This is a genomic window from Saccharothrix australiensis (assembly GCF_003634935.1).
In the GTDB taxonomy this organism is placed as follows: Bacteria; Actinomycetota; Actinomycetes; order Mycobacteriales; family Pseudonocardiaceae; genus Actinosynnema; species Actinosynnema australiense.
The window spans coordinates 274,389-301,222 of sequence record NZ_RBXO01000001.1; the positions used below are offsets into that span (position 1 = coordinate 274,389).

At 74.3% G+C, this 26,834-nt stretch carries 22 protein-coding genes and 1 pseudogene; 11 read left to right on the forward strand and 12 right to left on the reverse strand.

What is annotated here, in order from left to right:
• The first annotated feature begins 5 nt into the window (after window positions 1–5).
• The 7 genes and pseudogenes from C8E97_RS01370 to C8E97_RS01400 all read left to right on the forward strand — a co-directional run bounded on the left by C8E97_RS01370 (window position 6) and on the right by C8E97_RS01400 (window position 6,656).
• The gene (locus C8E97_RS01370) at window positions 6–209 is read left to right on the forward strand and encodes a DUF397 domain-containing protein (protein WP_121000878.1); all 204 of its coding nucleotides are present in this window, start codon (window positions 6–8) and stop codon (window positions 207–209) included.
• Between the two features lie 78 nt (window positions 210–287).
• A pseudogene (locus C8E97_RS01375) lies at window positions 288–1,487 on the forward strand (SDR family oxidoreductase); the annotation flags it as partial.
• A 36-nt stretch (window positions 1,488–1,523) separates the two neighbouring features.
• Window positions 1,524–2,558, forward strand: coding sequence for an L-threonine 3-dehydrogenase (gene tdh / locus C8E97_RS01380; RefSeq protein ID WP_121000880.1), 1,035 nt, complete (start codon window positions 1,524–1,526; stop codon window positions 2,556–2,558).
• A 1-nt stretch (window position 2,559) separates the two neighbouring features.
• Window positions 2,560–3,750 carry a glycine C-acetyltransferase gene (locus C8E97_RS01385; protein WP_121000882.1) on the forward strand — a complete coding sequence of 397 codons (1,191 nt, stop codon included), beginning with the start codon at window positions 2,560–2,562 and terminating at the stop codon, window positions 3,748–3,750.
• 153 nt (window positions 3,751–3,903) lie between these two features.
• Window positions 3,904–4,518 (forward strand): RNA polymerase sigma factor, encoded by a 615-nt coding sequence (locus C8E97_RS01390; RefSeq protein WP_121000884.1) that lies wholly within the window; start codon window positions 3,904–3,906, stop codon window positions 4,516–4,518.
• The gene (locus C8E97_RS01395) at window positions 4,511–5,671 is read left to right on the forward strand and encodes a CU044_5270 family protein (protein ID WP_121000886.1); all 1,161 of its coding nucleotides are present in this window, start codon (window positions 4,511–4,513) and stop codon (window positions 5,669–5,671) included. The genes C8E97_RS01390 and C8E97_RS01395 overlap by 8 nt, the downstream gene beginning before the upstream one ends.
• A gap of 115 nt (window positions 5,672–5,786) precedes the next feature.
• Window positions 5,787–6,656, forward strand: a complete 870-nt coding sequence (locus C8E97_RS01400; RefSeq protein WP_121000888.1) for a LysR family transcriptional regulator — start codon at window positions 5,787–5,789, stop codon at window positions 6,654–6,656.
• A gap of 134 nt (window positions 6,657–6,790) precedes the next feature.
• On the opposite strand, the gene ptsP is transcribed toward C8E97_RS01400, so the two are convergent.
• From ptsP to C8E97_RS01440, 8 genes are all read right to left on the reverse strand, one after another.
• Window positions 6,791–8,422 carry a phosphoenolpyruvate--protein phosphotransferase gene (gene ptsP / locus C8E97_RS01405; protein ID WP_121000890.1) on the reverse strand — a complete coding sequence of 544 codons (1,632 nt, stop codon included), beginning with the start codon at window positions 8,420–8,422 and terminating at the stop codon, window positions 6,791–6,793.
• Window positions 8,423–8,727: 305 nt separating this feature from the next.
• On the reverse strand, window positions 8,728–9,411 hold the full coding sequence (locus tag C8E97_RS01410) for a cysteine hydrolase family protein (RefSeq protein WP_211346892.1): 684 nt from the start codon (window positions 9,409–9,411) through the stop codon (window positions 8,728–8,730).
• A 219-nt stretch (window positions 9,412–9,630) separates the two neighbouring features.
• Complete coding sequence (gene rbsD, locus C8E97_RS01415; RefSeq protein WP_121000892.1) at window positions 9,631–10,020, reverse strand: D-ribose pyranase; 390 nt, start codon at window positions 10,018–10,020, stop codon at window positions 9,631–9,633.
• Window positions 10,017–10,874 (reverse strand): ribokinase, encoded by an 858-nt coding sequence (locus tag C8E97_RS01420; protein WP_170211570.1) that lies wholly within the window; start codon window positions 10,872–10,874, stop codon window positions 10,017–10,019. The genes rbsD and C8E97_RS01420 overlap by 4 nt, the downstream gene beginning before the upstream one ends.
• On the reverse strand, window positions 10,871–11,791 hold the full coding sequence (locus tag C8E97_RS01425; protein WP_121000894.1) for a substrate-binding domain-containing protein: 921 nt from the start codon (window positions 11,789–11,791) through the stop codon (window positions 10,871–10,873). The genes C8E97_RS01420 and C8E97_RS01425 overlap by 4 nt, the downstream gene beginning before the upstream one ends.
• A gap of 14 nt (window positions 11,792–11,805) precedes the next feature.
• Window positions 11,806–12,780, reverse strand: a complete 975-nt coding sequence (locus tag C8E97_RS01430) for an ABC transporter permease (protein ID WP_121000896.1) — start codon at window positions 12,778–12,780, stop codon at window positions 11,806–11,808.
• Window positions 12,777–14,219: a sugar ABC transporter ATP-binding protein gene (locus C8E97_RS01435; protein WP_121000898.1), complete on the reverse strand. Its 1,443-nt coding sequence runs from the start codon at window positions 14,217–14,219 to the stop codon at window positions 12,777–12,779. Before C8E97_RS01435 ends, C8E97_RS01430 begins: the two co-directional genes overlap by 4 nt.
• Window positions 14,209–15,192 carry a LacI family DNA-binding transcriptional regulator gene (locus tag C8E97_RS01440; RefSeq protein ID WP_121010549.1) on the reverse strand — a complete coding sequence of 328 codons (984 nt, stop codon included), beginning with the start codon at window positions 15,190–15,192 and terminating at the stop codon, window positions 14,209–14,211. The genes C8E97_RS01435 and C8E97_RS01440 overlap by 11 nt, the downstream gene beginning before the upstream one ends.
• A 165-nt stretch (window positions 15,193–15,357) precedes the next feature.
• Between C8E97_RS01440 and C8E97_RS01445 the strand changes: the two genes are divergently transcribed.
• Both C8E97_RS01445 and C8E97_RS01450 read left to right on the forward strand, forming a co-directional pair.
• Window positions 15,358–17,427: a DUF2339 domain-containing protein gene (locus C8E97_RS01445; RefSeq protein WP_121000900.1), complete on the forward strand. Its 2,070-nt coding sequence runs from the start codon at window positions 15,358–15,360 to the stop codon at window positions 17,425–17,427.
• Window positions 17,428–17,740: 313 nt separating this feature from the next.
• The gene (locus C8E97_RS01450; protein ID WP_121000902.1) at window positions 17,741–18,742 is read left to right on the forward strand and encodes a YncE family protein; all 1,002 of its coding nucleotides are present in this window, start codon (window positions 17,741–17,743) and stop codon (window positions 18,740–18,742) included.
• Here C8E97_RS01450 and C8E97_RS01455 read toward each other — a convergent pair whose 3' ends face one another.
• The gene (locus tag C8E97_RS01455; protein WP_121000904.1) at window positions 18,743–20,851 is read right to left on the reverse strand and encodes an MMPL family transporter; all 2,109 of its coding nucleotides are present in this window, start codon (window positions 20,849–20,851) and stop codon (window positions 18,743–18,745) included.
• 123 nt (window positions 20,852–20,974) lie between these two features.
• Between C8E97_RS01455 and C8E97_RS01460 the strand changes: the two genes are divergently transcribed.
• Window positions 20,975–21,721, forward strand: coding sequence for a TetR/AcrR family transcriptional regulator (locus C8E97_RS01460; RefSeq protein ID WP_121000906.1), 747 nt, complete (start codon window positions 20,975–20,977; stop codon window positions 21,719–21,721).
• Window positions 21,722–21,781: 60 nt separating this feature from the next.
• Here C8E97_RS01460 and leuS read toward each other — a convergent pair whose 3' ends face one another.
• Both leuS and C8E97_RS01470 read right to left on the reverse strand, forming a co-directional pair.
• A complete protein-coding gene (gene leuS / locus C8E97_RS01465; RefSeq protein ID WP_121000908.1) occupies window positions 21,782–24,574 on the reverse strand; it encodes a leucine--tRNA ligase in 2,793 nt (930 codons plus the stop codon).
• A gap of 105 nt (window positions 24,575–24,679) precedes the next feature.
• The gene (locus tag C8E97_RS01470; RefSeq protein ID WP_246018599.1) at window positions 24,680–25,483 is read right to left on the reverse strand and encodes an esterase-like activity of phytase family protein; all 804 of its coding nucleotides are present in this window, start codon (window positions 25,481–25,483) and stop codon (window positions 24,680–24,682) included.
• Between the two features lie 177 nt (window positions 25,484–25,660).
• Here C8E97_RS01470 and C8E97_RS01475 point away from each other — a divergent pair, with 177 nt between their 5' ends.
• Window positions 25,661–26,059 carry an SdpI family protein gene (locus C8E97_RS01475; protein WP_246018600.1) on the forward strand — a complete coding sequence of 133 codons (399 nt, stop codon included), beginning with the start codon at window positions 25,661–25,663 and terminating at the stop codon, window positions 26,057–26,059.
• Between the two features lie 33 nt (window positions 26,060–26,092).
• Here the strand turns inward: C8E97_RS01475 and C8E97_RS01480 are convergent, their stop codons facing one another.
• Window positions 26,093–26,674, reverse strand: a complete 582-nt coding sequence (locus C8E97_RS01480) for a YqgE/AlgH family protein (RefSeq protein WP_121000910.1) — start codon at window positions 26,672–26,674, stop codon at window positions 26,093–26,095.
• Window positions 26,675–26,834: the final 160 nt, after the last annotated feature.

Below are 26,834 nucleotides of genomic sequence, written 5' to 3' on the forward strand. Positions count from 1 at the left end.
CCCGAATGCCGGCCCCGAACCTCTCCTCCGCCCGCTGGCGCAAGGCTAGCTACACGGAGGGCAACAACAACTGCGTCGAGGTCGCCCACGCTCGCGGCGTGGTCGCCTTCCGCGACTCGAAGAACAGCTCCGGCCCGGTGCTGGTGGTGCCACCGGCCGCGTTCACCGGGCTCTTGGACGACCTCAAGGCCGGCCGGCTCGACGGTTAGCGCGCGGTGCGCCTCGGCGGGCGGGGTCCGGCCCCGCCCGCCGTGCGTGATCGCCCCGCGCCGCCCAGGATCGGTGGTGCCGTGAACACCGCGCGCGCCGCCGAGGAGGCCAGGGTGCGGCGGATCGTCTACCTGGGCGGGCTGCACCCGCCGGGCGCCGCGCTGTCGCCGCACCTCGCGTCCCGCAAGCAGGTCGGGGACGTCTTCCTCGCCTCCCGCGTGCCCGCGGTGGTCTTCCAGGCGGCCGTCGTCATCGGGTCCGGGTCGGCGAGCTTCGAGATGCTGCGCTACCTCACCGAGCGGCTGCCGGTCATGGTCACGCCCCGGTGGGTGCGCAACCGCGTCCAGCCGATCGCCGTGCGGGACGTGGTGCGGTACCTGGTGGAGGCCGTCGGCCTCCCCGAGGGCATCAACCGCGCGTTCGACGTGGGCGGGCCGGACGTCCTCACCTACCGGGACATGATGCTGCGGTACGCGGCGGTCGCCGGGCTGCGGCCCCGCCGGGTGGTGGGGGTGCCCGTCCTCACGCCGAAGCTGTCCTCCCACTGGGTGAACCTGGTGACGCCCGTGCCCCGGTCGATCGCCGCGCCGCTGATCGAGTCGCTGGTGCACGAGGTGGTCTGCCGGGAGGACGACGTGCTGCGCCTGCTGCCCGGCCCGCTCACCGGGTACGACCGGGCGGTGGGGTTGGCGCTGGCCCGGATCAGGGCGGGCGACGTGGAGACCCGCTGGTCGAACGCCTCGGTGCCGGGCGCGCCGAGCGACCCGCTGCCCACGGACCCCGGCTGGTCGGGCGGCTCGTCGTACGTGGACCTCCGCGAGCGCCGCACGCACGCGCCGCCGGACCGGCTGTGGGCCGTCGTGGAGGGCATCGGCGGCGAGCACGGCTGGTACTCGTTCCCCCTGGCCTGGGCGGTGCGCGGCTGGGCGGACCGGCTGGTGGGCGGGGTGGGGCTGCGGCGGGGCAGGCGGGACGCGCGCCGCCTGCACGTCGGCGAGGCGCTGGACTGGTGGCGCGTCGAGGAGGTCGAGCGGGGCCGGCTGCTGCGGTTGCGGGCGGAGATGCGGGTGCCGGGGCGCGCGTGGTTGGAGCTCCGGGTGGCGGACGACGGCCGGGGCGGGTCCACTTACCGCCAGCGCGCGGTCTTCGTGCCGCGCGGCCTCGCCGGGCACCTCTACTGGTGGCTGGTGTGGCCGTTCCACGGGCTGGTGTTCGGCGGCATGGTCCGGAACATCACCAGTGAAGCGGAACTTACAAGCGAATTCAGAAAGTCCTGATGGACTGCACAAGCGCGACGGGAGCACACTGCCGGCATGAAGGCTCTGGTCAAGACGACCGCCGGGCCGGGGCTGTCGTTGACGGACGTGCCCGACCCGACCCCCGGTCCCACCGACGTGGTCGTCCGGGTGCTGCGCACCGGCATCTGCGGCACCGACCTGCACATCGACTCGTGGGACGAGTGGGCCGCGCACAACATCAGCGCGCCGCTCGTCCTCGGCCACGAGTTCGTCGGCGAGGTCGTGGAGACCGGGCCCTCGGTGACCGGGGTCGCGGTCGGCGACCTCGTCAGCGGCGAGGGGCACCTGGTGTGCGGCACGTGCCGCAACTGCAAGGCGGGCCGCCGCCACCTGTGCGCGCACACCCGCGGCCTCGGTGTGCACAGCGACGGCGCCTTCGCCGAGTACGTCGTGCTGCCCGAGCAGAACGCCTGGGTGCACCGCGCGCCCGTGGACCTGGACGTGGCCGCGATCTTCGACCCGTTCGGGAACGCCGTGCACACCGCCCTGTCGTTCCCGGTCATCGGCGAGGACGTGCTGATCACCGGCGCGGGGCCGATCGGCATCATGGCCGCCGCCGTCGCCAAGCACGCGGGCGCGCGGAACGTCGTGATCACCGACATCAGCGAGCACCGGCTGGACATCGCGCGGAAGGTCGGCGTCGACCTCGCGCTCGACGTCGGCAGGCGCACCATCGCCGAGGCGCAGGCCGAGCTGGGCATGTCCGAGGGGTTCGACGTCGGCATGGAGATGTCCGGCAAGCCGCGCGCCCTCCAGGACATGATCGGCAACATGGCGCACGGCGGCCGGATCGCCATCCTGGGGCTGCCCGCCGAGGAGTTCCCCGTCGACTGGAGCAGCGTCGTCCTGAAGATGCTGCACATCAAGGGCATCTACGGGCGCGAGATGTTCGAGACCTGGTACTCGATGTCCGTGCTGCTCCAGCGCGGCCTGGACCTCACGCCGGTGATCACGCACCGGTTCGACTACACCGAGCACGAGCGGGCGTTCGCCACCGCGCGCGACGGCCGGTGCGGCAAGGTCATCCTCGACTGGACGGGAGCTCACTGAGATGTACGGCGCGATGCGCGAGGACCTGCTGACCGGGCTGGCCGAGATCCGCGCGGCCGGCCTGTACAAGGCGGAGCGGGTGATCGGCACACCGCAGAACTCCGCCGTCCGGGTGGGCGGCGGCGACGAGGTGCTGAACTTCTGCGCCAACAACTACCTGGGCCTCGCCGACCACCCGGCGCTGGTGGCCGCCGCGAAGGACGCGCTGGACCGCTGGGGGTTCGGCATGGCGTCCGTGCGGTTCATCTGCGGCACGCAGGAACCGCACAAGGAGCTGGAGAAGCGCCTGTCGGAGTTCCTCGGCACCGAGGACACGATCCTCTACAGCTCGTGCTTCGACGCCAACGGCGGCCTGTTCGAGACGCTGCTCGGCGCGGACGACGCGATAATCTCCGACGAGCTGAACCACGCGTCGATCATCGACGGCGTGCGGCTGTCCAAGGCGCGCCGGTACCGGTACAAGAACCGCGACCTGGACGACCTGGAGCGGCAGCTCAAGGACTCCGCCGACGCCCGGTACCGGCTGATCGCGACCGACGGCGTGTTCTCGATGGACGGCTACCTCGCGCCGCTGGACGACATCTGCGACCTCGCCGACCGCTACGACGCGCTGGTCATGGTGGACGACTCGCACGCCGTCGGCTTCACCGGCCCGACCGGGCGCGGCACGCCCGAGCTGTTCGGCGTGCAGGACCGGGTGGACGTCGTCACCGGCACGCTCGGCAAGGCGCTGGGCGGCGCGAGCGGCGGCTACACGTCCGGGCGGGCCGAGATCGTGGAGATGCTGCGGCAGCGGTCGCGCCCGTACCTGTTCTCCAACTCGCTCGCGCCGTCCATCACGGCCGCCGCGATCGCGGCGCTGGACCTGCTCAGCTCGTCCGGCGAGCTGCTCACCCGGCTGCGGGAGAACACGGCGCTGTTCCGGCGGCGGATGACCGACGAGGGCTTCGACCTGCTGCCCGGCGAGCACCCGATCATCCCGGTGATGATCGGGGACGCGGCGGAGGCGTCCCGGATGGCGGACCTGCTGCTGGAGCAGGGCATCTACGTCATCGGCTTCTCGTACCCGGTGGTGCCGCACGGCAAGGCGCGCATCCGGACGCAGATGTCGGCGGCGCACTCGGTGGACGACGTGAACCGGGCGGTGGACGCGTTCGTCGTGGCGCGCGAGCGGATGCGGGAGGCCGGCTGAGCGGGGGCGGGTTCCCCTCCGGGGTTCCGCGCGCGGCGGGTCGGTCCGGTGCGACACCGGTCCGGCCCGCCGCCGTCGTCCGACGCCGTGGACGCCGCCGGTCCCACCCGTGAACGCGACGGGCCGCTGCGGGCAATACCGCGTGTGAGGACGATGAGCGAACGCTCGACCAGCGGCTCCCGACCGGGTGACGGGGACGACGGCGACGACGCGGACGACCGGCCCGACCTGTCCGGCCCCGAGCCGGGCCGGGCCGTCGGGCGGCTGTTCGACCGCCACGCCCGGTCGCTGCACCGGTACCTCGCGCGCCGGGTCGGCGACCTCGCCGACGACCTCGTCGGCGAGACGTTCCTGGTGGCGTTCCAGACCCGGACCGCCTACGACCGGGAGCGCGGCACCGCCCGCGCGTGGCTCTACGGCATCGCCACCAACCTCCTGCGCAGGCACGTCCGGCAGGAGGTGCGCGGCCTGCGCGCCGCCACGCGGGCGGCCGGCCCGGCGACCGGCGACGACGACCACGGCAACCGGGTGGCCGACCGGGTCGACGCGGCGGCGTCCACCCGGCGGCTGGCGGGCGCGCTGGCGGAGTTGCGCGAGGGCGACCGGGACGTCCTGCTGCTGACGAGCTGGGCCGGGTTGGACACGAACGAGGTCGCCGAGGCGCTCGGCATCCCGGTCGGCACCGTCCGGTCCCGGCTGCACCGCGTGCGCCGCCACCTGCGCGCGCACGCCTCGACCACCGACCGAGCGAGGACCGGCGATGAGTGACGACAACGTCCGCCGCATCTGGACCGACGCCGAGCTGGACGCCGCGCTGGCGGCGTTCAACGCCGACGTCCGCACGGACGAGCGGGTGATCGCACGGGCCAGGGCCACCCTGGCCGCGACCGCTGCGACCACCACCACTGCGACCACGACCACTGCGACCGCCACCACTGCGACCGCGACCGCTGCGACCGCCACCACCCGACAGGAGACCGACGTGACGACGACGCACGAGAGCCGGCCGCGCCGCTCGAAGAGGCGGTGGCTCGCCGGTGCGGCGGCCGTCGCCGTGCTGGTGGCGGGCGGGCTGGTGGTGCAGACCGTGTCGTTCGGCCGCCGCGCGCCCGCGACCGCCGAGGCCGTGGCGACGCTCGACCGGGCGGCGGCGCGGACCATCGGCGCGGTGGACCACGAGGTCGGACCCGGCCAGTACAGGTACGTGGCCACGCGCGCGTGGTGGATGGCGTCGACCGGCGGCGACCAGGGCGAGTTCGCCCGGCTCGTGGAGAACGTGCTGGAGACGTGGGTGCCGGCCGACCCGCGCGCCGAGTGGCTGCTGCGCCGCGACGTCACCGGCAACCAGCGGTGGGTCGTGGGCACCGAGGAGCAGGCGAAGGCCGCCGGGGTGGACACGCGAGGCGGCTGGCCGGAGGGCGAGTGGCGTGCGCCGTGCGGCGAGTTCTTCGCGCCGTCGCCGGAGCGGCGGTGCGCCGAGGCGGGCAGCTGGCAGCACCCGACCGCCGAGTGGCAGGCGGGGCTGCCCACCGACCCGGACGCGCTGTTCGAGCGGCTCGCCGCCGACGCGCCGGACGACCGGGGCGACGCCGAGCTGCTGGTCTACGCCGCCGACGCCCTGCGCAGCGGCCTGATCGGCAAGGACGTCCGCGCCACCCTCTACCAGGCGCTGGCCAAGCTGCCGGGCCTGGAGGTCTCCGAGCAGCGGGCCAACCTGGACGGCCGGACCGGCACCGCGCTCGGCATCGACGACGGCTCCCGGCGGCAGGAGATCATCATCGACCCGGAGACCGGCCGGTTCATCGGTGAGCGGCAGGTCGCGACCGACGACTCGGGCGGGTTCAAGGCGGGCACCGTCCTGACGTTCACCTCGGTGACGACGGGGGTCGCGGACGCGATCGGGCAGCAGCCCACCGCCTGACCGGGTGAACCCGGAGGGCCCGTGCGCCGTCGGGGGCGCACGGGCCCTCCGCTCGTCCGGGGTGCTCGCGCGCCGCCCCGCCGGCGGCGGGTGCGGGCGACCGGACAATGGGCGCGTGATCGATCCTCGACGGCTGCGCGTGCTGCGGGCCCTGGCCGACCACGGCACCGTGACGGCGGCGGCCCAGGCGCTGCACCTGACGCCGTCGGCGGTGTCGCAGCAGCTCGCGGCGCTGGAGTCCGAGGTCGGGCAGGAGCTGCTGCGCCGCCGGGGTCGGCGGGTCTCGCTGTCGTCCGCGGGCGAACTCCTAGTGCGGCACGCGAACGCGGTGGCCGCCGAGCTGGAGCGGGCGCAGGCCACGCTGACCGGGTTGGCGGCGGGCACCGCCGGTCGGGTCGAGGTGGGCAGCTTCGCGTCGGCGATCACGCAGGTCGTCGCGCCCGCGATCGCCGCGCTCCGGGCGTCCGCGCCGGACGTGATCGTGCGCGTGCGGGACGCGGAGGGGCACGCGAGCGTGCCGCTGCTGCTCGACGGCGAGATCGACCTGGCGATCACCGAGGAGTACCGGCCGCGCCGCGACGACGGCAGGCTCACCCGCTTCCCGCTCTACACCGAGCCGTTCGACGCGGTGCTGCCGCCGGGGCACCCGCAGGCCGGGTCGTCGGTGGACCTGCGGGCGCTGGCCGAGGACGACTGGGTGGCCACGCCGCCGGGCAACCCGGTCCGGGACGTGGTGGAGCTGGCGTGCGGCCAGGCCGGGTTCGCGCCGCGCATCACGCACACGTCCAACGACTTCCGGACGCTCGGCGCGCTGGTCGGCGCGGGCGCGGGCGTGGCGCTGGTGCCGCGCCACGCCCTGCCGGGCATCCCGGTCCGCGGCACCGCGCCGCTGCGCCGGGTGTTCGCGGCCGTGCGGAAGGGCAGCGAGGAGCACCCGCTGATCCGCCTGGTGCGCGAGGCGCTGGCGGTGGCCGCCCGACCCTGACCACCGAGCCCTGTTCCACCGAGCCCCGACCACCGGAGCCCCGAACGCCCGGCCCGATCGCCGAGCCCCGACCACCGCCGGCCGTGCCGGCGACCGCCGAGGTGCCGGCGACCGGCCGGAGAGCCGTGCCGGTGCTAGTGCGGGGCGCGGGCGGCGAGCTTCGCCGCCGCCGGGTCGGCCGCCGACAGCGCGCCGCGCGCCGCCAGCTGGCACAGGTCGAAGCTGGTGGACGCGAGCTTCGCGCCGACGCCGGCCAGCGCCGTGTGGTTCATGGACAGGCTGGTCACGCCCAGGCCGGTGAGCACGCACGCCAGCAGCGGGTCGGACGCCGCCTCGCCGCACACGCCGACCGGCTTGCCCAGCTCCGTGCCCGCGTCGCCGACGAGCTTGACCAGGCGGAGCAGCGCGGGCTGCCACGGGTCGTTCAGCGCGGCCACCGCGCCCACCTGCCGGTCGGCCGCGAACACGTACTGCGCCAGGTCGTTCGTGCCCAGCGACACGAAGTCCACGACCTGCAGGATCTCGCGCGCCACCAGCGCGGCGGCCGGGATCTCGACCATCACGCCGGCGCGCTCGACGCCCGCACCCCTGGCCCGCTCGACGAACCACGCCGCCTCGGCGGCCGTCGCCACCATCGGGGCCATGACGGACACCTCGGCCCCGCTGTCCCGCGCGGCCAGCGCGATCGCCTCAAGCTGGCGGTCGAGCACGTCCGGCCGGTCGAACGCCACGCGCAGGCCGCGCACGCCGAGCGCCGGGTTCGGCTCGGGGTCGGGTTCGAGGAACGCGAGCGGCTTGTCCGCGCCCGCGTCGAGGGTGCGGACGACGACGGGCTTGCCCGCGAACGGCGCGAGCACCGCCGCGTAGGCCGCGCGCTGCTCCTCCACGGTCGGTTCGCGGGTGGACGACAGGAAGCAGAACTCGGTCCGGAACAGCCCGACGCCCTCCGCGCCGGCTGCGGCCGCGGCGACCGCGTCGGCGGGCGAGCCGACGTTGCCGAGCACCTTCACCCGGTGGCCGTCCCGCAGCACGCCGACGCCGTTCCACTCGACCTTGCCGGCGAGGTGCGCGGCGAGCACCGTGCCGTCGGAGACCTCCACGGCACCCGTGTCACCGTCCACGAGCAGCGCGCCCGCCTCCAGCGCGAGCACGCCGCGGCACGCCACGACGGCCGGGATGCCGAGCGAGCGGGCGAGGATCGCGGTGTGCGAGGTGGGGCCGCCCTCCTCGGTGACCAGGGCCAGCACCTGCGCCGGGTCCAGGCCGGCGGTGTCGGCGGGCGCGAGGTCGCGGGCCACCAGCACGCTGGGCGAGGTCAGCTCCGGCACGCCGGGCGCGGGCACGCCGAGCAGTTCGGCGACCAGGCGGTCGCGGACGTCCTGCACGTCGCGGACGCGTTCGGCCAGGTACCCGCCGGCGGCTTCCAGGGCGGTGATGAACCCGGCGGCGGCCTGGTGGACGGCCCGCGCGGCGGGCAGCGACCGGTCGGCGACGAGCTTCTCGGCCTGCGCGAGCAGCGCGGGGTCGGCGGCCATCGCGGCGGTGGTCTCCAGCACGGCCTTCGCGTCGCCGGTGGCCTGCGCGGCACGCGCGAAGAGGCGTTCGGCGACGACGTCGGCGGCGGGGCGGATGCGCGCGGCCTCCTGCGCGACGTCGTCGGGCGCGGGTGTGGCGGGCGGTTCGCCCAACGGTTCGGCCACTCGCACCACCGGCCCGGAAGCCCGACCGGAACTGACACCGACACCGCTCAGTCGCGCGCTCGACATGGTCTAGACCATACCCTTCGGGTCGACGGCACGGGAACAGCCAACGCCACTACCCGCGAGTTCGCGACCGCAGGGGGAACGCGCTTTCCGCCGGTCCGGCGCGACACCGAGCCCGCCCGGCGACCACGCGCGGCGGTTCGGCACCCCGGACCGACGGACGCGCCCGGACCCGCCGCACAGCCCGACCCGCCGCGCACCGCCCACACCGGACCGCCGCGCACCTCGTGGCCACCGCACCGCCGCGCACCCCACCGCGCCGCACCGCCCACACCGGACCGCACCGCCCGTCCACAGCAGACCGCCGGTCACCCACCCCGCCCGATCAGCTCGACCACGTCGGCCGTGGGCCGCACGTCGCCGAACGACCGGTAGACGGTGTGCAGGGTCGCGTTGTGGTCGCGGTCGCGCCGGGCGGCGTTCGCGTCCGCCACCATGATCACCCGCAAGCCCAGCGTGGCCGCGTCGCGGGCGGAGGACTCGCAGCACACGTTCGTGACCGTGCCGGTGATCAGGACCGTGTCCACGGCGCGCCGCGCGAGCAGCTCGGGCAGCGGGCACCGGCCGGGGAAGAACGCGCTGGACGCGGACTTCTCCACGAAGAGGTCGTCGTCGTGGCGCGGCAGCCCCGGCCACAGCCGGCCGGCGGGCGGACCGACCCCGCCCGCGGTGCGGTAGGTCTCGGCCGTGACGGGTCCGTAGAACTCCTCGGCCCACGGGTCCGGCGGTCCCGCGGCGGGCACCACCCAGGCCACCGTGCCACCCGCCGCGCGGAGCGCCTCGGCGAGCAGGCCGACGTTGGGCACGATGCCCCGGCAGTACGGGTTGGACGACACGAAGAACGGCACCATGTCCACCACGACCAGCGCGGTCCGGGCAGGCGCCACCCGCTCGAACGCGAACCGCCTGCCGCGCCGCGCCTCGTGCCGGGCGTACTCGGACTCCTCGATCCGCCAGTCGTGCTGCCGCGGCACGTCGTGCGGTGTCGACACGGTCCACCCCTCGCCTGCTCGCCGCCGGTACCGGCCGCGCCGAGCGCGCACCGGACGTCCGGGCAGCCCCCGTCGATCCTCCCAGAGACGCGCGCCGGAGCGCCCCGTCCGGTCAGGCGACGCGGTCCGTCGGTCGGGTGGAACACCGGGTCGAGCGGTCCGGAACCGAGCGGTCCGGAACCGAGCGGTCCGGAACCGAGCGGTCCGGGGTCGAGCGGTCTAGAACGGCACGCCGCAGCGGAGCAGCACGTTCGCGTACGGCGTCGCCTCGCCCGTCCGCACGACCAGCCGCGCGCCGGCCACCCTCGCCTTGAGCTGCTCGTGACCGATCCGGTCGACCACCGGCAGCCGCGCGGCCAGCGCCGCCGCGCAGGACGGGTTGCGGTCGGCCAGCTCCAGCGCGACCACCGCGCGCTCCACCACCAGCTCGGCCAGCAGGCCGTCCAGCACCTGGAGGAACGTCGGCACGCCGAACGTGAACGCCAGGTCGACCACGGCCGGGCCGGGCGGGATCGGCAGGCCGCAGTCCGCGACCACCAGCTCGTCCGTGTGGCCCAGCCTGGCCAGCTCGGCGTTCAGCGCGGGGTGCAGGATGCCCGACCGCTTCACGACGGCACCTCGTCCGGCGTCGGGTACGACGGCTGCGCGCCCGGCCGGGTCACCGACACCGCCGCCACGCGCACCGCGTAGCCGGCGGCCTCGACCAGCGACTCGCCCGCCGCCAGGCGGGCGGCCAGCGCACCGGCGAAGGCGTCGCCCGCGCCGGTGGTGTCGACCGGCTCGACGGCGGGCGCGGGCACCTCGACCACGCCGGACGCCGTCACCACCGCCGCGCCGCGCGAACCCAGCGTCACCACGGCGGACCGCGGGCCCAGGTCGAGCAGCCCCTCGAAGGACCCCGCCAGCGACGACGCCTCGTGCTCGTTGACGATCAGCGGGTCCAGCAGCGCCAGGGTCGACGCGGGCACCGGCGTCACCGGGGACAGGTTCAGCACCGGCCTCGCCCCACGAGAGGCCGCTGCGCCGATGGCGTGCACGACGGTGTCCAAGGGGACCTCCAGCGAGCACACCAGGACCGTCACGCCGTCCCACTCCAGCCGGTCCACGTCGGACGGCGACACGTCCGCGTTCGCGCCCGGCGCGACGACGATCGAGTTCTCCCCGTCCGGCGTCACCGTGATGTACGCGAGGCCGGTCGGCCGGTCCGAGGTGCGCACGAACGACGTGCCCACCCCGGACGCGGCCAACGACTCGCGCAACAGCGTCCCGTACTGGTCCGAGCCCACCGCGCCCACCAGCGCGACCTCGCACCCGAGGCGGCCGGCGGCGACGGCGGTGTTCGCGCCCTTGCCGCCGGGCATCACCACCGTGTCACCGCCCAGCACCGTCTCGCCGCCGCCGGGGCGGCGGGGCACCGCCACGACGAGGTCCGCGTTGGCCGAGCCCAGCACCAGTACCGTCACTTCTTGAACTCTGCCAGGTTCTTCTTGGTCACGACCTTGACCTCGACGTCGACGACCTCCTGGACGGACTCGCCGCGCGCGGCCTTCACGGCCTGCTCGACGGCCTTGCGGCCGAGCACGTCGGGCTGCTGCGCGATGGTCGCGGCCATCGTGCCGTCCGCGATGGCCTGGAGGCCGTCCGGCGTGCCGTCGAACCCGACCACCTGGACGTCCTTGCCCGCGCGGTCGCCCAGCGCCTTGATCGCGCCCAGCGCCATCTCGTCGTTGTCGGCGAACACGCCCTTGATGCCGGGGTTGGCCTGGAGCAGGTTGGTCATGACGTCCAGGCCCTTGGCGCGGTTGAAGTCCGCCGGCTGGCTCGCCACGACCTTGATGCCGCCCGAGTTCAGGCCCTCCTCGAAGCCGCGACCGCGGTCGCGCGAGGCGGAGGCGCCGGGGATGCCCTGGAGGTGCACGACCTCGCCGCTGACCGCGCGGCCGAGCTCGATCGCGGCCAGGGTGCCGCCCTGCACGTTGTCCGACGCCACCTCGGAGGCGACCTTGCCCTCGTCCACCGAGCGGTCGACCGCCACCAGCGGGATCGAGGCGTTCTCGGCGGCCTTCGCGGCCGGCGACGCCTGCTTGGAGTCGACGGGGTTGATGACGATCGCCTTGACGCCCTGCGTGGTGAACGTCTGCACCTGGTTGACCTGGTTGGTCGCGTCGTTCTGCGCGTCCACCACGGTGAGCTTCACGCCCAGCTCGGCGGCGGCCTTCTCGGCGCCCTCCTTCAGAGCCACGAAGTACGGGTTGTCCAGGGTCGAGATCGCCAGGCCGATGGTGATGTCGCCACCACCACCGCCGCCTGTCGCCCCCGAACCGCACGCGGTCAGCGCCAGGGTGAGGGCTGACAGCGCGGCGACACCGCGGAACTTCATCAGAGTGCTTCCTTTCATCGGGTACGGCGGCGAAGGGTGTCGAGCAGGACGGCCAGCGCGATCACCGAGCCGATCACGACCTGCTGCCAGAAGGGGGACACCTGCAACTGGTTGAGGCCGTTGCGGAGGACGGCCAGGACGAGCGCGCCGACCAGCGTGCCGGTGGCGCGGCCGACACCGCCCGACAGCGACGCGCCGCCGATGACGACGGCGGCGATCGCGTCGAGCTCGTAGCCGACGGCGGCCTGCGGGCCCGCCGACGACAGGCGGCCCGCGAGCAGCATCCCGGCGACGGCCGCGAACAGGCCCGAGAGCGCGTAGACGACGAGCTTCTGCCTGCGCACGTCGATACCGGACAGCCGCGCGGCCTCCTCGTTGCCGCCGATCGCGTACATCGCCCGCCCGGAGTAGGTGCGGGACAGCACGAACCCGGTGACGCCGAAGAACACCAGCATCACCAGCAGCGGCATCGGCAGGTACGGCGCGAGGTTGGAGCCGAGGAAGCCGACGACGTCCGGCGTGGTGGTCGGGCTGCCCTGCGACACCACGAGGGTCAGGCCGCGGGCGACGCTGAGCATGGCGAGCGTCGCGATGAACGCGGGCAGCCTGCCGTAGGCGACGAGCGCGCCGTTGACCAGGCCCGCGAGGACGCCGGTCAGCAGGCCGAGCAGCAGCGCGACCGGTCCGGGCAGGCCCGCCTCGGCGGACGACCACGCGCCCACCATCGCGGACAGCGCGGCCACGCTGCCCACCGACAGGTCGATGCCGCCGGACACGATGACGAACGTCGACCCGAACGCCAGCACCGCCACGACGGCGGCCTGCACGCCGACGTTGAGCAGGTTCTGGGTGCTCAGGAAGGTCGGCGCGAGCACCGACAGCGCGACCACCAGCACCAGCAGCCCGGCCAGCGCGCCGTTGTCCGCCAAGACCCTGCGCACCGACACCTGCCGACCGCCCGCCGTGGTCGTCGTACCGGGTGAACTCATGCCGGGAACTCCTGAACTGCCAACGCCATCACCTTGTCCTGGGTCGTGCCGGCGGGCAGTTCGCCCGCCACCCGGCCGTGTGCCATCACGACGATCCGGTCGCTCATCCCGATGACCTCGGGCAGGTCGGACGACACCAGCAGCACGGCGCGGCCGGCCGCCGTCATCCGGTTGACCAACTCGTAGATCTCGACCTTCGCGCCGACGTCCACGCCGCGCGTCGGCTCGTCGAGCACCAGCACCTTCGGGTCGGCGAGGAGCCACTTGCCGATGACGACCTTCTGCTGGTTGCCGCCGGACAGCTCGCGGACCTCCTGGCCGAGGCCGGAGGTCTTGACCCGCAGCCGCTCCGCCATGTCCGCGGCGCGCCCGCGCTGGCCCTTCCGGTCGACCAGGCCGGCCCTGGCCGTCGAGCGGAGGGTGACCAGGCCGAGGTTGTCGCCGACGGTCGAGGTCAGCACCAGGCCCTGGCCCTTGCGGTCCTCCGGCACGAGCCCGAGGCCGGCGCGCATCGCCGCCCGCACGTCGTGGCCGGGCAGGGTCCGGCCGCCGACCTCGACCCGGCCCGAGTCGTAGCGGTCCACGCCGAACGCCGCGCGCACGACCTCCGTGCGGCCCGCGCCGACGAGCCCCGCCACGCCGACCACCTCGCCCGCCCGGACGTGGAAGGACACGTCGTGGAACGCGCCGGCGCGGGTCAGGCCCTCGACCCTCAGCAGCACCTCGCCGGGCGCCTGGCGGCGGCGCGGGTACTGCTCGGAGATGGTGCGGCCGACCATCAGCTCGATCATCCGGTCGACGCTCGCGCCCCTCGGCAGCACGCCGACGCTGCGGCCGTCGCGCAGGACCGTGACGCGGTCGGCGATCCGGCGGATCTCGTCCAGGTGGTGGGTGATGAACACCAGGCCGACGCCCTGCTCGCGCAGGTCGGCCATGATCGCCAGCAGCCGGTCGGTCTCGGTGTCGGTGAGCACGGCGGTCGGCTCGTCCAGCACCAGCACCTGCGCGTCGAGGTCCAGGGCGCGGGCGATCTCGACCATCTGCTGCTGCGCGATGCCCAGCTCGGCGACCGGCGTGCCGGGGTCCACCCGGAGGCCGACGCGGTCCAGGAGGCGGGTGGCGTCCTGTCGCATTCTCGCTTTGTCGACAATTCCGAACCGGCGGGGCGGGCGGCCCAGGAACAGGTTCTCGGCGACCGACAGGCCGGGCACCAGCGTCAGCTCCTGGTAGATCACCGCCAGGCGGGCGCCCTCGGCCCGCTCGACCGTGCCCCGGTCCGGCGCGTGCACGCCGGCCAGCACCTTGACCAGGGTCGACTTGCCCGCGCCGTTCTCGCCGAGCAGGACGTGCACCTCACCGGGCCGGACGTCGAAGTCCACGCCGTCCAGGGCCTTGACCCCGGTGAAGCTCTTGGTGATGTTCCGGGCCTCAAGCAGCACCGGTCGCCTCCCCGCAGGAGCCGCGCACCACCAGGCGCGCGGCGAGCTGGACGTCGGCCGGCTGCTCGCCCGCGACCAGCGCGAGCAGGCTGCGCGCGGCCTCCCGGCCCATCTCCACGGTGGGCTGGGCGATCACCGTGATCGGCGGGTCGAGCAGCGGGAACCACGGCTGGTCGTCGTAGACCGCGAGGCCCACGTCGGCGGGCACCCGGAGCCCGCGCCGGCGGAGCTCCTCCAGCGCGCCGAGGCCCATCAGGTTGTCCATCGCGACCAGGGCGGTGGGCCGGTCGGCGCGGGTCAGCAGGTCGGCGGCGGCGCGGGCGCCGCTCTCCCGGCGGAAGTCGCCGTGGACCACCACCAGCTCCAGGCCGCCGCGGGCGAACTGCTCCAGGCGCTCCCGGCCGGTGCTGGTGTGGGCGGGGCCCGCGATCACGCCCACCCGGCGGTGGCCGGCGGAGCGGAGCGCGTCCGCGAGGTCGGCCAGGGCCTGCGCGCCGTCCGCGCGGACCACCGGGCAGGTCGCCTGCGGGACGGTGCGGTCGAGCAGGACCAGCGGGACGTCCCGCGCCTCCACCTCGGCGATCCACGCCGGGTCGTCGGTGGCGGGGCAGACCAGGAGGCCGTCGACGCGGCGGTCCAGCAGGGTGCGCACGTAGGTGGCCTGTTGGTCGGCGCTCTCGTCGGCGTTGGCGACGATCACGCAGTAGCCGTGGTCGCGCGCCTCCTCCTCCACCGCGCGGGCGATCTCCGCGAAGAACGGGTTCACCAGGTCGCTGATCACCAGGCCGAGGGTCTGGGTGGAGGTGGTGCGCAGGGAGCGGGCCAGGGCGTTGGGGCGGTAGCCCAGCTCGTCGACCGCGGCGAGGACGCGCGTGCGGGTCTCCGGGGTGGGCGCGGCGTGGCCGTTGAGGACGCGGGAGACGGTCGCGGTCGAGACCCCGGCGTGCTGCGCGACGTCCTTGATCGTGGTCACGCTGCGCACCCCCTCGGTCACGTGGTATCGATTACAGGCGCAAGTTAATCGGTTACACGGGGGTTCCTGTCAAGTTGCTCGATTCAGGACCCGTGACCAGTTCGGTACGCGGCTTTGAGTAGAGGTACGGATTCGCGCACGCGGGCGGGGCGCGACGCTCCTGGCATGACTGGACAGGACCCCCTGGTACGGCTGGCGGACGAACTCGGTTTGCTGGGTCGCCGCCTGGAGGCGGTCGGGCTGGAGCTGCGGAACGTCGGCGGGGCCGGCGGCGGGGCGAGCGGCGGGGCCACTGAGGGCGCGGACGCCCCGGCCACGCCGTCCGCCGCGCCCGACCCGGCCACCGGGCGACCCGTCGCCGCGACCACGGGGTCCGGCTCTCCCGACGTGCCCGAGCCACGTGCGGCACAGCCGGTCCCGACGCCACCGCGCACGCCGCCGGGGCCCACCGAACCGCCGCACGCGCAGCCCGATCCCGTCGCCCCGCCGCAGGTGCCACCCGGTGCGACCACCCCGCCGCACGCCCAGCCCCATCCCGCCGCCCCGCCGCGGGTCCTACCCGGTCCGACCACCCCGCCGCACGCCCGGCAGGCCGCGTTCGCCCAGCCGCTCCCCGCGTGGCAGGGCTGGAGCGCGTACCCGCCGCCGGGCGCACCCGCTCCCCACCTCCCGCCGGTCCCACCACCGCCGCCGCCCGGCCCCTCGCTGTTCGACCGCCTCAGCCGGCCCGGCGCGGGCAGCAGGCTGTTGGCCTGGGTCGGCGGCGCGGTCACGCTGCTCGGCGTCGTCCTGCTGCTAATCCTCGCCGTGCAGCGCGGCTACCTCGGCCCGCTGCCCCGCGTGGTCGGCGGCGCGGTGCTCGGCGCGGCGCTGATCGCCGTCGCGCTGCGCCTGCACCGCGCCGAAGCGGGCCGCACGGGCGCGTTCGCCGTGGCCGCCACCGGGTTCGCCGTGCTCTACCTGGACGTCGTCGCCGCGACCTCGATCTACGCCTACCTGCCCGAGGGCGGCGGGTTGGCGGCCGGGCTCGCGGTCGCCTCCGGCGGCCTGCTCCTCGCCCTGCGCTGGGACTCGGCCGCGTTCGCGGTCGGCGTCGTGGGCGCGTGCGCGGTGTGCGCGCCGGTCCTGACCGACGGCTTCACGCCGCTGCTGGTGGCGTTCCTGCTGGTGCTCAAGATCGCCGCGAGCCCCGTCCACCTCCGGCGGGACTGGCCGTCGCTCGCCGTGACGGCAGGCGTGCCGCCGCTGATCGCCACGATCGCCACCCTCGACCGGACCGACGACCCGCGCGCGCTGGCCGGCATCGCGCTCCTCGCCGCGGTGGTCGGCGTGGCGGCGGCCGTGCTGACCGCGCGCGTCCGGCCCGGCGACCTCACCGCACCGGGCCTCGCGATCGGCTCGCCGATGCCCGCCCTGCTGGCCACCGCCGTGCTCGACCGGCACTGGGCCGCCGGCCTCGCCGGGGTGATCGCGGCCCTGATGCTCGTCCTGTGGGCCGTCGGCCGGCGCGGCCTGCCGAGGCCGTTCACCGCGGGCGTCGGCGGCGTCGGCGTGTTCGCGCTGTTCCTGGCCACGGCGATCGCCCTGGACGGCACCACGCGGGCCGCGGTCGTGCTGGCGGAGGCGCTCGTGCTGACCGTCCTGGCCCGGCGGTCCCGCTCCAGAGGACCGCTCCTCGGCGCGGCGGTGTTCGGGGTGATCGGGCTGGGCATGGCGCTCGCCGACGCCGTGCCGCCCCGCCTGCTGCTGGACGGGCCGTGGCGGCCGGTCACCGACGGCGCGCTGGTGGCCGGCCTGCTCACCGCGCAGGTCCTCGTGCTGCTGGGCATCGCGCTCCCGTGGGCGGCGGTGCGGCTCGGCGTCCTCCGGCGGCACCCGCTGCCGTGGGTCGTGGTCGGCCTGGTCGTGCTCTACGCCGAGGCGGGCGTGGTGCTGTGCGGGGCGCTGCTCGTGTCACCGGGCGTGAGCGGTTTCGTGTTCGGTCACTCGGTCGTGACCGTGTCGTGGGCGGTCGCCGCCCTGGTGCTGCTGGTGCGGGGCATCGACGTCCGCTCGCTGCGGGTGGCGGGGTTGGTGCTGGTCGCGGCGGCGGTGGCCAAGCTGCTGCTGTTCGACCTGGCCGCGCTGGACGGCATCGCGCGGGTCCTCGCGTTCATCGGCGCGGGCCTGGTGCTGCTGACCGCGGGCACGCGTTACGCCAAGCTGGTGGCAACACGTCGAATTTCGGCCAATTAGTCGCTCTCGGGAGCCAAACCGGTCCGGCTTGCGTCAATCTGGTGGTAGTTCTCCGTCGTCGGGGCGAAGACCACCGGTGCAGCGCACCGGCAGGGGTCCGGCGTCGGTCGTTTCGCCCCCCGAGCGACCGGCGCCGGGCAGACCAGGCGCGTCTGCCGCCCGTCCCACCGTCGCGGGCGGCAGTCCACCGCGGGCGGTGTTCCGCGCTCGACGCCCGCCACCCCGAGCCCGCGCTCACCCGGTCCGGCGAAGAACGCACCCCGACCGTGGTAACGGGGTGGAACGCCCCACCGGGAAGTGCTCCGATGCGCCCATGTCCCCTCGACGAGCGGCCCTCGGCACCGCGGCCCTGCTCGTCTGCGCGCTGGTCGCCACGCTGGCGCCGGCGCCGGTCGTCGTCACCGCGGCGAGCACCACCGCGCCCCGCGCCTACGTGATCGCGCGCAGCGGCCGGGTGCAGGTGCTCGACACCTCCGACGGCACGGTCCTCGCGCAGGACGACACCAGGGCGTTCGCCACCGGCGCGGCCGTCGCGCCGGACGGCAGGCGGGTCTACGTGGTCAACGGCTGGTCGGGCACGATCACCGCCGTCGACCCCGGCGCGGGCGTGGTGGACCGCATCCAGACCCGGGCGCGGCTCGCGCAGGCCGTGCTGCGGCCGGACGGCAAGCGCCTGTACGTGACGGGCGGCAACGCGGTCGCGGTCATCGACCCGGTGCGGTTCCGGATGGTCGCCACGGTCGAGGTGGGCAGCCAGCCGCAGGGCATCGCGGTCACCCCGGACGGCCGGGAGCTGTACGTCGCGAACACCCAGGACGGCACGGTCAGCGTCGTGGACACCAAGTCCGCCACCGCGATCACGACGATCCGGGTCGGCGGCCTGCCGCAGCAGGTCGCGGTGAGCCGGGACGGCAGGCACGCCTACGTCAGCTCCCTGGAGCTGCCCGACAAGCAGGGCACGCTGTCCGCGATCGACACCGCGACGCGGCAGGTCCGCTGGACCGCGCCGGTCGGCAAGGGCGCGGGCAGCGTCGCCGTCACCCCGGACGGCGGGCGCGTCTACGTGGCGCTGGACCGGGGGATCTCCGTGGTCGACACCACCACCCGCGCCGCCAAGCAGCTCAAGATCCGGGTGAAGGGCCTCGCGGTCGCGCCGGGCGACCGGCGGGTGTTCCTCGCCGCCGGCCGCAAGACGGTCGTGCTCGACAGCGCCGACGACTCGGTCCTGGCGACGTTCCACCTCAGCGGCCTGAACGACGACGACCGCGCCTTCGAGGCCGCGGCCATCGCGTTCGAGCAGCCGCCCACCGCCTAGCTAGACGCGGGCGGGGACCTTCTCGTCCTCGGCCGGCACGTCCTCGTGGATCGCCATGCGCTCCTGGATGCGTCGCAGCGGTCCCGGCGCCCACCACGCCGCGTTGCCGAGCAGCTTCAGCACGGCGGGCACGAGCAGCATCCGCACCACGGTGGCGTCCAGCGCGAGCGCCAGGATCATGCCGACGCCCACGAACCGCATCATGGTGATCTGCGAGAACGCGAACGCGCCGGTCACCACGATCAGCAGCAGCGCCGCCGCCGTGATCACCCGGCCGGTCTTCGCCAGCCCCGCCGACACCGCCTCCTCGGTGGTGGCACCGCGACCGCGCGCCTCCACCATGCGGGACATCAGGAACACCTCGTAGTCGGTGGACAGGCCGAACACCATCGCGGCCATCAGCACGACGATCCCGGACTCCAGCGGCGCGGGCGTCACGCCCAGCAGGTCCGCGCCGTGCCCCTCCTGGAACACCCACACCAGCACGCCGAACGTGGCCGACAGCGACAGCGCGCTGACCACGACCGCCTTGATCGGCAGCAGGATCGACCCGAACGCCAGGAACATCAGCGCGAACGTCGCGCCGACCAGCAGCAGCACCATCCACGGCAGCTTGTCGCGGATCGCGTCGAGGCTGTCCGACACCACCGCCGTGCTGCCGCCGACCAGCACCTCCGACGTCCCCGGCCCGGCCAGCGCCCGGACGTCGCGCAGCGCCTGCTTGGACTCGTCGCTGAGCTGGTCGTGCTCCAGGTCGGCGGTGAGCAGCCACACGCCGTCCTTCGGCTCGGCCGCGATCCGGGTCTCGCCGACACCGGCCACGTCGCCGACCCCGGTGGCGAACGCCTGCACGTCGGCGGGCGACGGGTCGCCCGTGACCACGATCTTCAGGCCGCCGGAGGCGAGCGCCGGGAAGTCCCGGTCGATGGTCTCGGCCGCCACCCGCGCGGAGTTGCCCTCCGGCAGCACCTTCTCGGTGACCTCGCCGAACTTCACGCCCAGGAACGGCGCGCCGAGCGCCAGCAGCACGGCCACGATGGGCAGCACGAACAGCACCGGGCGCTTCATCACCCGGCTGGCCAGCCGCCGCCAGCCCGCCTCGGACGGACCGCCCCGGTCCTTGCGCCACGGCACGGCGAGCTTGTCGACGCGGTGCCCGAGGACGCCGAGCAGCGCGGGCAGCAGGGTGACCGACACCAGCGCCGCGATCGCGACCGCCGACATGCCGCCGTAGCTGAGAGACTTCAGGAAGCCGTGCGGGAACAGCAGGAGGCCGGACAGCGCGATCACCAGCAGGGTCGCCGAGAACACGACGGTGCGGCCCGCGGACATGACGGTGCGCCGCACCGCGTCCTCCGTGCCGCGCCCGGCGGCGAGTTCCTCGCGGAACCGACCGACCATGAACAGCCCGTAGTCGATCGCCATCCCGAGGCCGAGCAGGCTGGCCACGTTGACGGCGAACGAGTTCACCTCAGCGCCGAGGGAGATCGCGTGGAGGACGCCGAGCGAGCCCATGATCGCGAGACCGCCGACCACGACCGGCAGCGACGCCGCGACCAGGCCACCGAAGATGATCACCAGCAGCACCAGCACGATCGGCAGCGACACCGCCTCGGCCTTGGCCAGGTCGGACGACGACATGTCGTTGATGGCCTGCTGCGTGGGCACGAGGCCGCCGACCTGCTGCGTGACGCCGTCGACCGCCAGCCGGTCGGCGATCTGCTCGTACTGCTTGACGTGCGTGTTGGAGTCCGAGCCGCGCAGGGTGATCGCGACCAGCGACTTGCCCGCCTCCGGCGAGGGGATCGGCGGCTGCACCCGCAGCACGGCGTCCTCGGGCAGCTCGGCGAGCTTGCCGGCGATCTGCTGGAGCCGGGCCGGGTCGACGGTGTCGTAGACCACGACGACGTCGCCGCCCTGGCGGCCGAACGCGTCCTCCGCGACCTGGTTCGCCCGCGCCGACTCGCTGGCGGGCGCGTCGTAGCCGCCCTGGCTGAGCCGGTCGAAGACGCCGAGGCCCCAGATGCCGCCGGCCACCGCCAGCACCACCGTCGCGATCAACACCACCCACCGACGGCGGTACGCCAGCGATCCCCAGTTCGCGAACACGCGTCCTCCCAGGCAGGTGCGTTACGGTGGCGTGAATGGCGTCAACTCCGTAAACACCGTTCACTGAATCCTTGGCCGACCGTACGCGTGGTGAACACCGTTTACAACCCGATGGGGTGACATATGACCGAGGCCACCCGCCGAGAACGGCTCCGTGCCGAGACGGAGCGTGACATCCGTCGGCAGGCGCGCGCCCTGCTCGTGGCACATGGCCGGGACGCCGTCACCCTGCGTGCCATCGCTCGGGAACTCGGCATCACCGCGCCGGCCCTCTACCGGTACTACGACTCGCGGGAGGACCTGCTCCACCAGCTCGCCGACGACATCTGCACCGACCTCGCCGCCGAGCTGGACGCCGGGCTGGCCGCCATCCCGCCCGACGACGTGACGGCGCAGGTCTACTCCGTGTGCCGGGGCTTCCGCCGCTGGGCGCTCGCGCACCCGCAGGAGTTCGTGCTGGTGTTCGCGTCCACAGAGGACGCCATCGGCCGGTGCCACCCGGACGAGCGGCACCAGGTCGGCGACCAGTTCGGCCGGGTGTTCCTGGAGGTCGCGGGACGGCTCATCGCAAGCCACCCGGCACCCGAGGCGGGTCCGCCGGAGGTGCCCGCGAGCCTGCACGCGGACCTGGAGGTCTTCCAGCGCGTCCTGATCGACACGGTCACCGCGCGGGGCGTGCCCGCGGACCCGGACCTGCTGCCGCTGGGCGCGGTCTACCACATCACGCAGTCGTGGGTCCGGCTCTACGGGCACGTGGCGCTGGAGGTGTTCGGCCGCTTCCCGTTCGCGATGTCCAACCCCGAGCCGATGTTCGACTCGATGCTGGCCGAGATCCTGAGCGAGATGGGCTTCACCGGCTCACCTCGGTGAACCGGGCAGTGCGGGAGTCGCCCCCCGCGGGGGGCGACTCCCGGCACGCGAGCGACCCCGCTACAGCACCACGTTCACCAGGCGGCCCGGCACGACGATGACCTTGCGCGGCTCGCCGCCGCCCACCAGCTCGGCCACCTTCGCGTCCGCCAGCGCGACCGCCTTCACCTCGTCCGCCGACGCCGACGCGGGCACCACCACGCGGGCCTTCACCTTGCCGTTGACCTGGATCGGGTACTCGACCGTGTCCTCGACCAGGTACCGCTCCTCGGCCCGCGGGAACGGCCCGTGCGCCAGCGACCCGTCGTGGCCCAGCCGGGCCCACAGCTCCTCCGCCACGTGCGGGCACAGCGGGGCCAGCAGCAGCACCAGCGGCTCGGCCAGCGCGCGGGGCGCGCCGCCGGTGTAGTGCTTGGTGATGAAGTTGTTCAGCTCGATCAGCTTCGCGCCCGCCGTGTTGTAGCGCAGGTTGCCGTAGTCGTCGTGCACGCCCGCGATCGTCTTGTGCAGCAGGCGCAGCGCCTCCTCCGACGGCTCCTCGTCCGTCACCCGCAGCGCGCCGGTCTCCTCGTCGACCAGGTTGCGCCACAGGCGTTGCAGGAACCGGTGCGCGCCGACGACGTCCTTCGTCGCCCACGGGCGGGACACGTCCATCGGGCCCATCGACATCTCGTACAGGCGGAACGTGTCCGCGCCGTACCGGGCGCACATCTCGTCCGGGGTGACGACGTTCTTCAGGCTCTTGCCCATCTTGCCGTACTCGCGCCGCACCTCCTCGCCCTCGAAGAAGTACCGGCCGTCGCGCTCCTCGACCTGCTCGGCGGGCACGGGCGTCCCGCGGCCGTCCCGGTACGCGTACGCCTCGATGTAGCCCTGGTTGAACAGCCGCCGGTACGGCTCGTCCCCGGACACGTGGCCCAGGTCGAACAGCACCTTCTGCCAGAACCGCGCGTACAGCAGGTGCAGCACGGCGTGCTCGACGCCGCCGATGTACAGGTCGACGCCGCCGGGGTCGTCCGCGCCGTGCTCCGCGGTGCGCGGGCCCAGCCAGTAGCGCTCGTTCTCGGCGTTGACGAACCGCTCGGTCTCCGTCGGGTCGACGTACCGCAGCTGGTACCAGCACGAACCCGCCCAGTTGGGCATGGTGTTGGTCTCGCGGCGGTACCGCTTCGGTCCGTCGCCCAGGTCCAGCTCCACCTCGACCCAGTCGGTGGCGCGGGACAGCGGCGGCGACGGCTCCGAGTTCGCGTCCTCCGGGTCGAAGGTGCGCGGCGAGTAGTCGTCCACGTCGGGCAGCTCGACGGGCAGCATCGACTCGGGCACGGCGATCGGCGTGCCCTCCTCGTCGTAGACCACCGGGAACGGCTCGCCCCAGTACCGCTGGCGGGAGAACAGCCAGTCGCGCAGCTTGAACTGCACGGTGCCCTCGCCGTGGCCGTGCTCCTCCAGCCACGCGACGACCGCCTTCTTGGCCTCGTCGACGGCCAGGCCGTCCAGGCTGATCCCGCGGTCGCCGTGGCTGTTGATCGCCGGGCCCGCGCCGGTGTACGCCTCGCCGTCGAAGTCCGCCGGCGGCTGCACGGTCCGGATGATCGGCAGGTCGAACGCCCGCGCGAAGTCCCAGTCCCGCTGGTCCTGGCCGGGCACCGCCATGATCGCGCCCGTGCCGTAGCCCATCAGCACGTAGTCGGCGACGTAGACCGGGATCTCCGCGCCGTTGACCGGGTTCACCGCGTGCGCGCCGGTGAAGACGCCGGTCTTCTCCTTGTTCTCCTGGCGGTCCAGCTCGGACTTGCGGGACGCCTCGCGGCGGTACCGGGCGATCGCCTCCGCCTGCTCCGGGGTGGCGATCTCGTCCACCAGCGGGTGCTCGGGCGCCAGCACCAGGTAGGTCGCGCCGAACAACGTGTCCGGGCGGGTGGTGAACACCTCGACCTCGTGCGCGCCGACGGGGAACCGGACCCGCGCGCCGTGCGACCGGCCGATCCAGTTGCGCTGCATCGACTTGACCTTCTCCGGCCAGTCCAGGCGGTCCAGGTCGTCCAGCAGGCGGTCCGAGTACGCGGTGATGCGCATCATCCACTGGCGCAGCGACCGGCGGAACACCGGGAAGTTGCCGCGCTCGCTGCGGCCGTCGGCGGTGACCTCCTCGTTCGCCAGCACCGTGCCCAGGCCGGGGCACCAGTTCACCGGCGCCTCCGACAGGTACGCCAGCCGGTGGCCGCCCAGCACCTTCTGCCGCTCCGCGCCGGTCAGCTCGGCCCAGGCGCGGCCGTCCGGCGTGGCGCGCTCACCGCGCTCGTACTGGGCCTCCAGCTCGGCGATCGGCCGGGCCCGGCCCGCCTCCGCGTCGTACCAGGAGTTGAAGATCTGTAGGAAGATCCACTGGGTCCACTTGTAGTAGCCGGGGTCGATGGTGGAGATCCGGCGGCGCTCGTCGTGGCCCAGGCCGACCCGGCGGATCTGCCGCAGGTAGGTCCGGATGTTGTCCTCGGTGGTCTCGCGCGGGTGCCTGCCGGTCTGCACGGCGTACTGCTCGGCGGGCAGCCCGAACGCGTCGAACCCCATCGTGTGGAGCACGTTGCGGCCGGTCATCCGGTGGTACCGGGCGAACACGTCGGTGCCGATGAAGCCCAGCGGGTGGCCCACGTGCAGGCCCGCGCCCGACGGGTAGGGGAACATGTCCTGCACGAACAGCTTGTCCTCGGGCACGTCGCCCCGGAGCGGGCCGACCGGGTTGGGCGCGTGGAACGTGCCGCGCTCCTCCCACTCCCGTTGCCACCGCTGCTCGATCTCGCCCGCCAGCTCGGCGGTGTAGCGGAAGGCGGGCGTCTCCGCCGCGTCGGTGCTCATGGTGGCGTTTCCCTTCGGTTGCCGGCCCCTGACATGACGAAACCCCCCAGCCCGTGGAGGGCATGAGGGGTTGCCGCGCCGACCCTGGGTGGTGGGTCCGCGCGGCTAGCTAAGGAGCAGGCGGGCCGTGCTCATGCCGTCCACGGTATCAGCGCACGGCAAGCACGATGAACTGGGTGACCGGGTCGCGGCGAAGTTGTCGTCCGAGACCAGGACCAGCGTGCGGTCCGGGCCCCACGCCATGCCCTCGACGTTGCCCACCCGGCTGAGCGGGAAGTCGGCGAGGTCGGCGAGCAGGCGCTTGGGCATCGGCCCGGCGCGGTCGAGCGACCTGCCCGCGACGTCGGTCGCGCCGTGCGTGGTGGCCTCGAACAGGCGGACCTTGTTGCCGACGCCCGGCGCGAACGAGCGCTCCAGCACGAGGAACCGGCCGCCGCGCGGGTCGGGCAGGATCGCCGTGACGCCCGTGCTGCCGCCCTCGGCGAACACGGGCTCCTGGCGGTAGGCGTACTGGGCGCGCACCCGGTCGGGCGTCTGGGTGGTGATCCGCGAGACCGCGCCCCTGGTGCGGTCGGCGGGCGGGCCGTCCCGGAGCAGCGGGCCCTCGACGGCGGTGACCACCCGGCCGCGGGCCAGGGCCGGCCCCTCCAGGGCCTCGTTGCGCCGGGGCCCCTGGTCGGGGCGCATCCGGAGGTTGTCGGCGAGCCGGTACTCGCGGACGAACGCGCCGTCCCGCGCGGCCTCGCGGACCGACGGGTCGATCGGGGTCGCGCCCCGGTCGCCCTCCTGGCTCCACACGTAGTGGCCGGTGCGCGGGTCGACGCGGATGTCCTCGGGGTCGACGGTGTTCGCCGGGTACGGCGCGCCCGTCGCGTCGCGCAGGCGGTGCACGGCGGTGAAGGTGGGCACGCCCCGCGGGGAGATCCGCGCCGAGCACGAGCCGCGACATGCGGGCAGCTCACCGGATCGCGGTGGCCACGAGTTGACGACGAGGTGACCGCGAGCCGACCCCGCGCGGGGTGGGGCGCGCCACCTTCCGCCGACCTGGTTCGGTCCCGCCCGGGGGACGCGCCTACCCTCGATGGCGTGAACATCGTGCTGCTCGTGGTGCTGGGGCTGGTGGGCGTCGCATTCGTGGCCGTCGGCGTCCTGGGGATGCGCGGCCGACTCCACCGCAACCGGTTCTTCGGCGTGCGGACCAAGGCCACGCTGCGCGACGACGAGGCGTTCACGCTGGCCAACCGGATCGCCGCCGTGCCGACGCTGGTCGCGGGCGCGATCGCGCTGGCCACGGGCGTCGCGGTGGCGCTGAACGCGGAGACCGCGCTGGTCGTGGGCGCGCTCGGGCTGGTCGGCTCGCTGGTGATCGCGTCCGCGGGCGGCGTGCTGGGCCACCGCGCGGCCGAGGCCATGCCCTCGCCGGAACCCGCCGGCTGCGGCGGCTGCGCCTGTGCCGGCGCGTGCGGCGTCCTCCAGCGCGCCTGACGACCCGGCGCGCGGCCGTCGGACCGTCCCCCGCTAGTTGCGCCGCACGTCCACCGGGAACGTGGCCAGCAGCGCGGTCGGCATGCCCTGCCTGCGCAGCACCCGGCCCCAGAGGTCGGTGTTGGGCGGTGTGAGGACGTCGTCGGGCAGGCCGGGCACGACGATCCAGTCACCGCGCTCGATCTCGCCCGCCAACTGGTCCTCGCCCCAGCCCGAGTAGCCCGCGAACACCCGCAGGCCGCGCACCTTCGCGACCAGGGCGTCCGGGTCGGAGTCCAGGTCGATCAGGGCGACCGGGCCGTGGACGTTCACCACGCCCTCGATCGAACCCGCGTCCTCGCCCGTGCGCAGCGCGGCCAGGCACAGCGCGGTCTTCTGCTCCACCGGGCCGCCGATGTACACGGCCTGCGGCCGGCTCACGTGCGGGCCCCACGAGGGCAGGACGTCGTGCACGGCGACCTCGCTGGGGCGGTTCAGCACCACACCGAGGGTGCCCTCGCCCCGGTGGTCGATGACGTAGACCACCGTGCGGCGGAAGTTCGAGTCGGTCAGGCTCGGTGCCGCGACCAGCAGGGAACCCGGTTCGACTTCGGCATCAGGTCGCACGGGGACCATGATCCCAGACGACGCGGATCACACCCGTCGTGGAACATCCGGGCTACCGTGGTCGTTGTACGAACCGTCAGGCGCCATCGAGTCCCCCGGGCCCAACCAAAACCGCCTTCGCGGAATACCGTCCGGCTGGAGCCGCGTAGCGCAACCCGCCGAGAGGCGA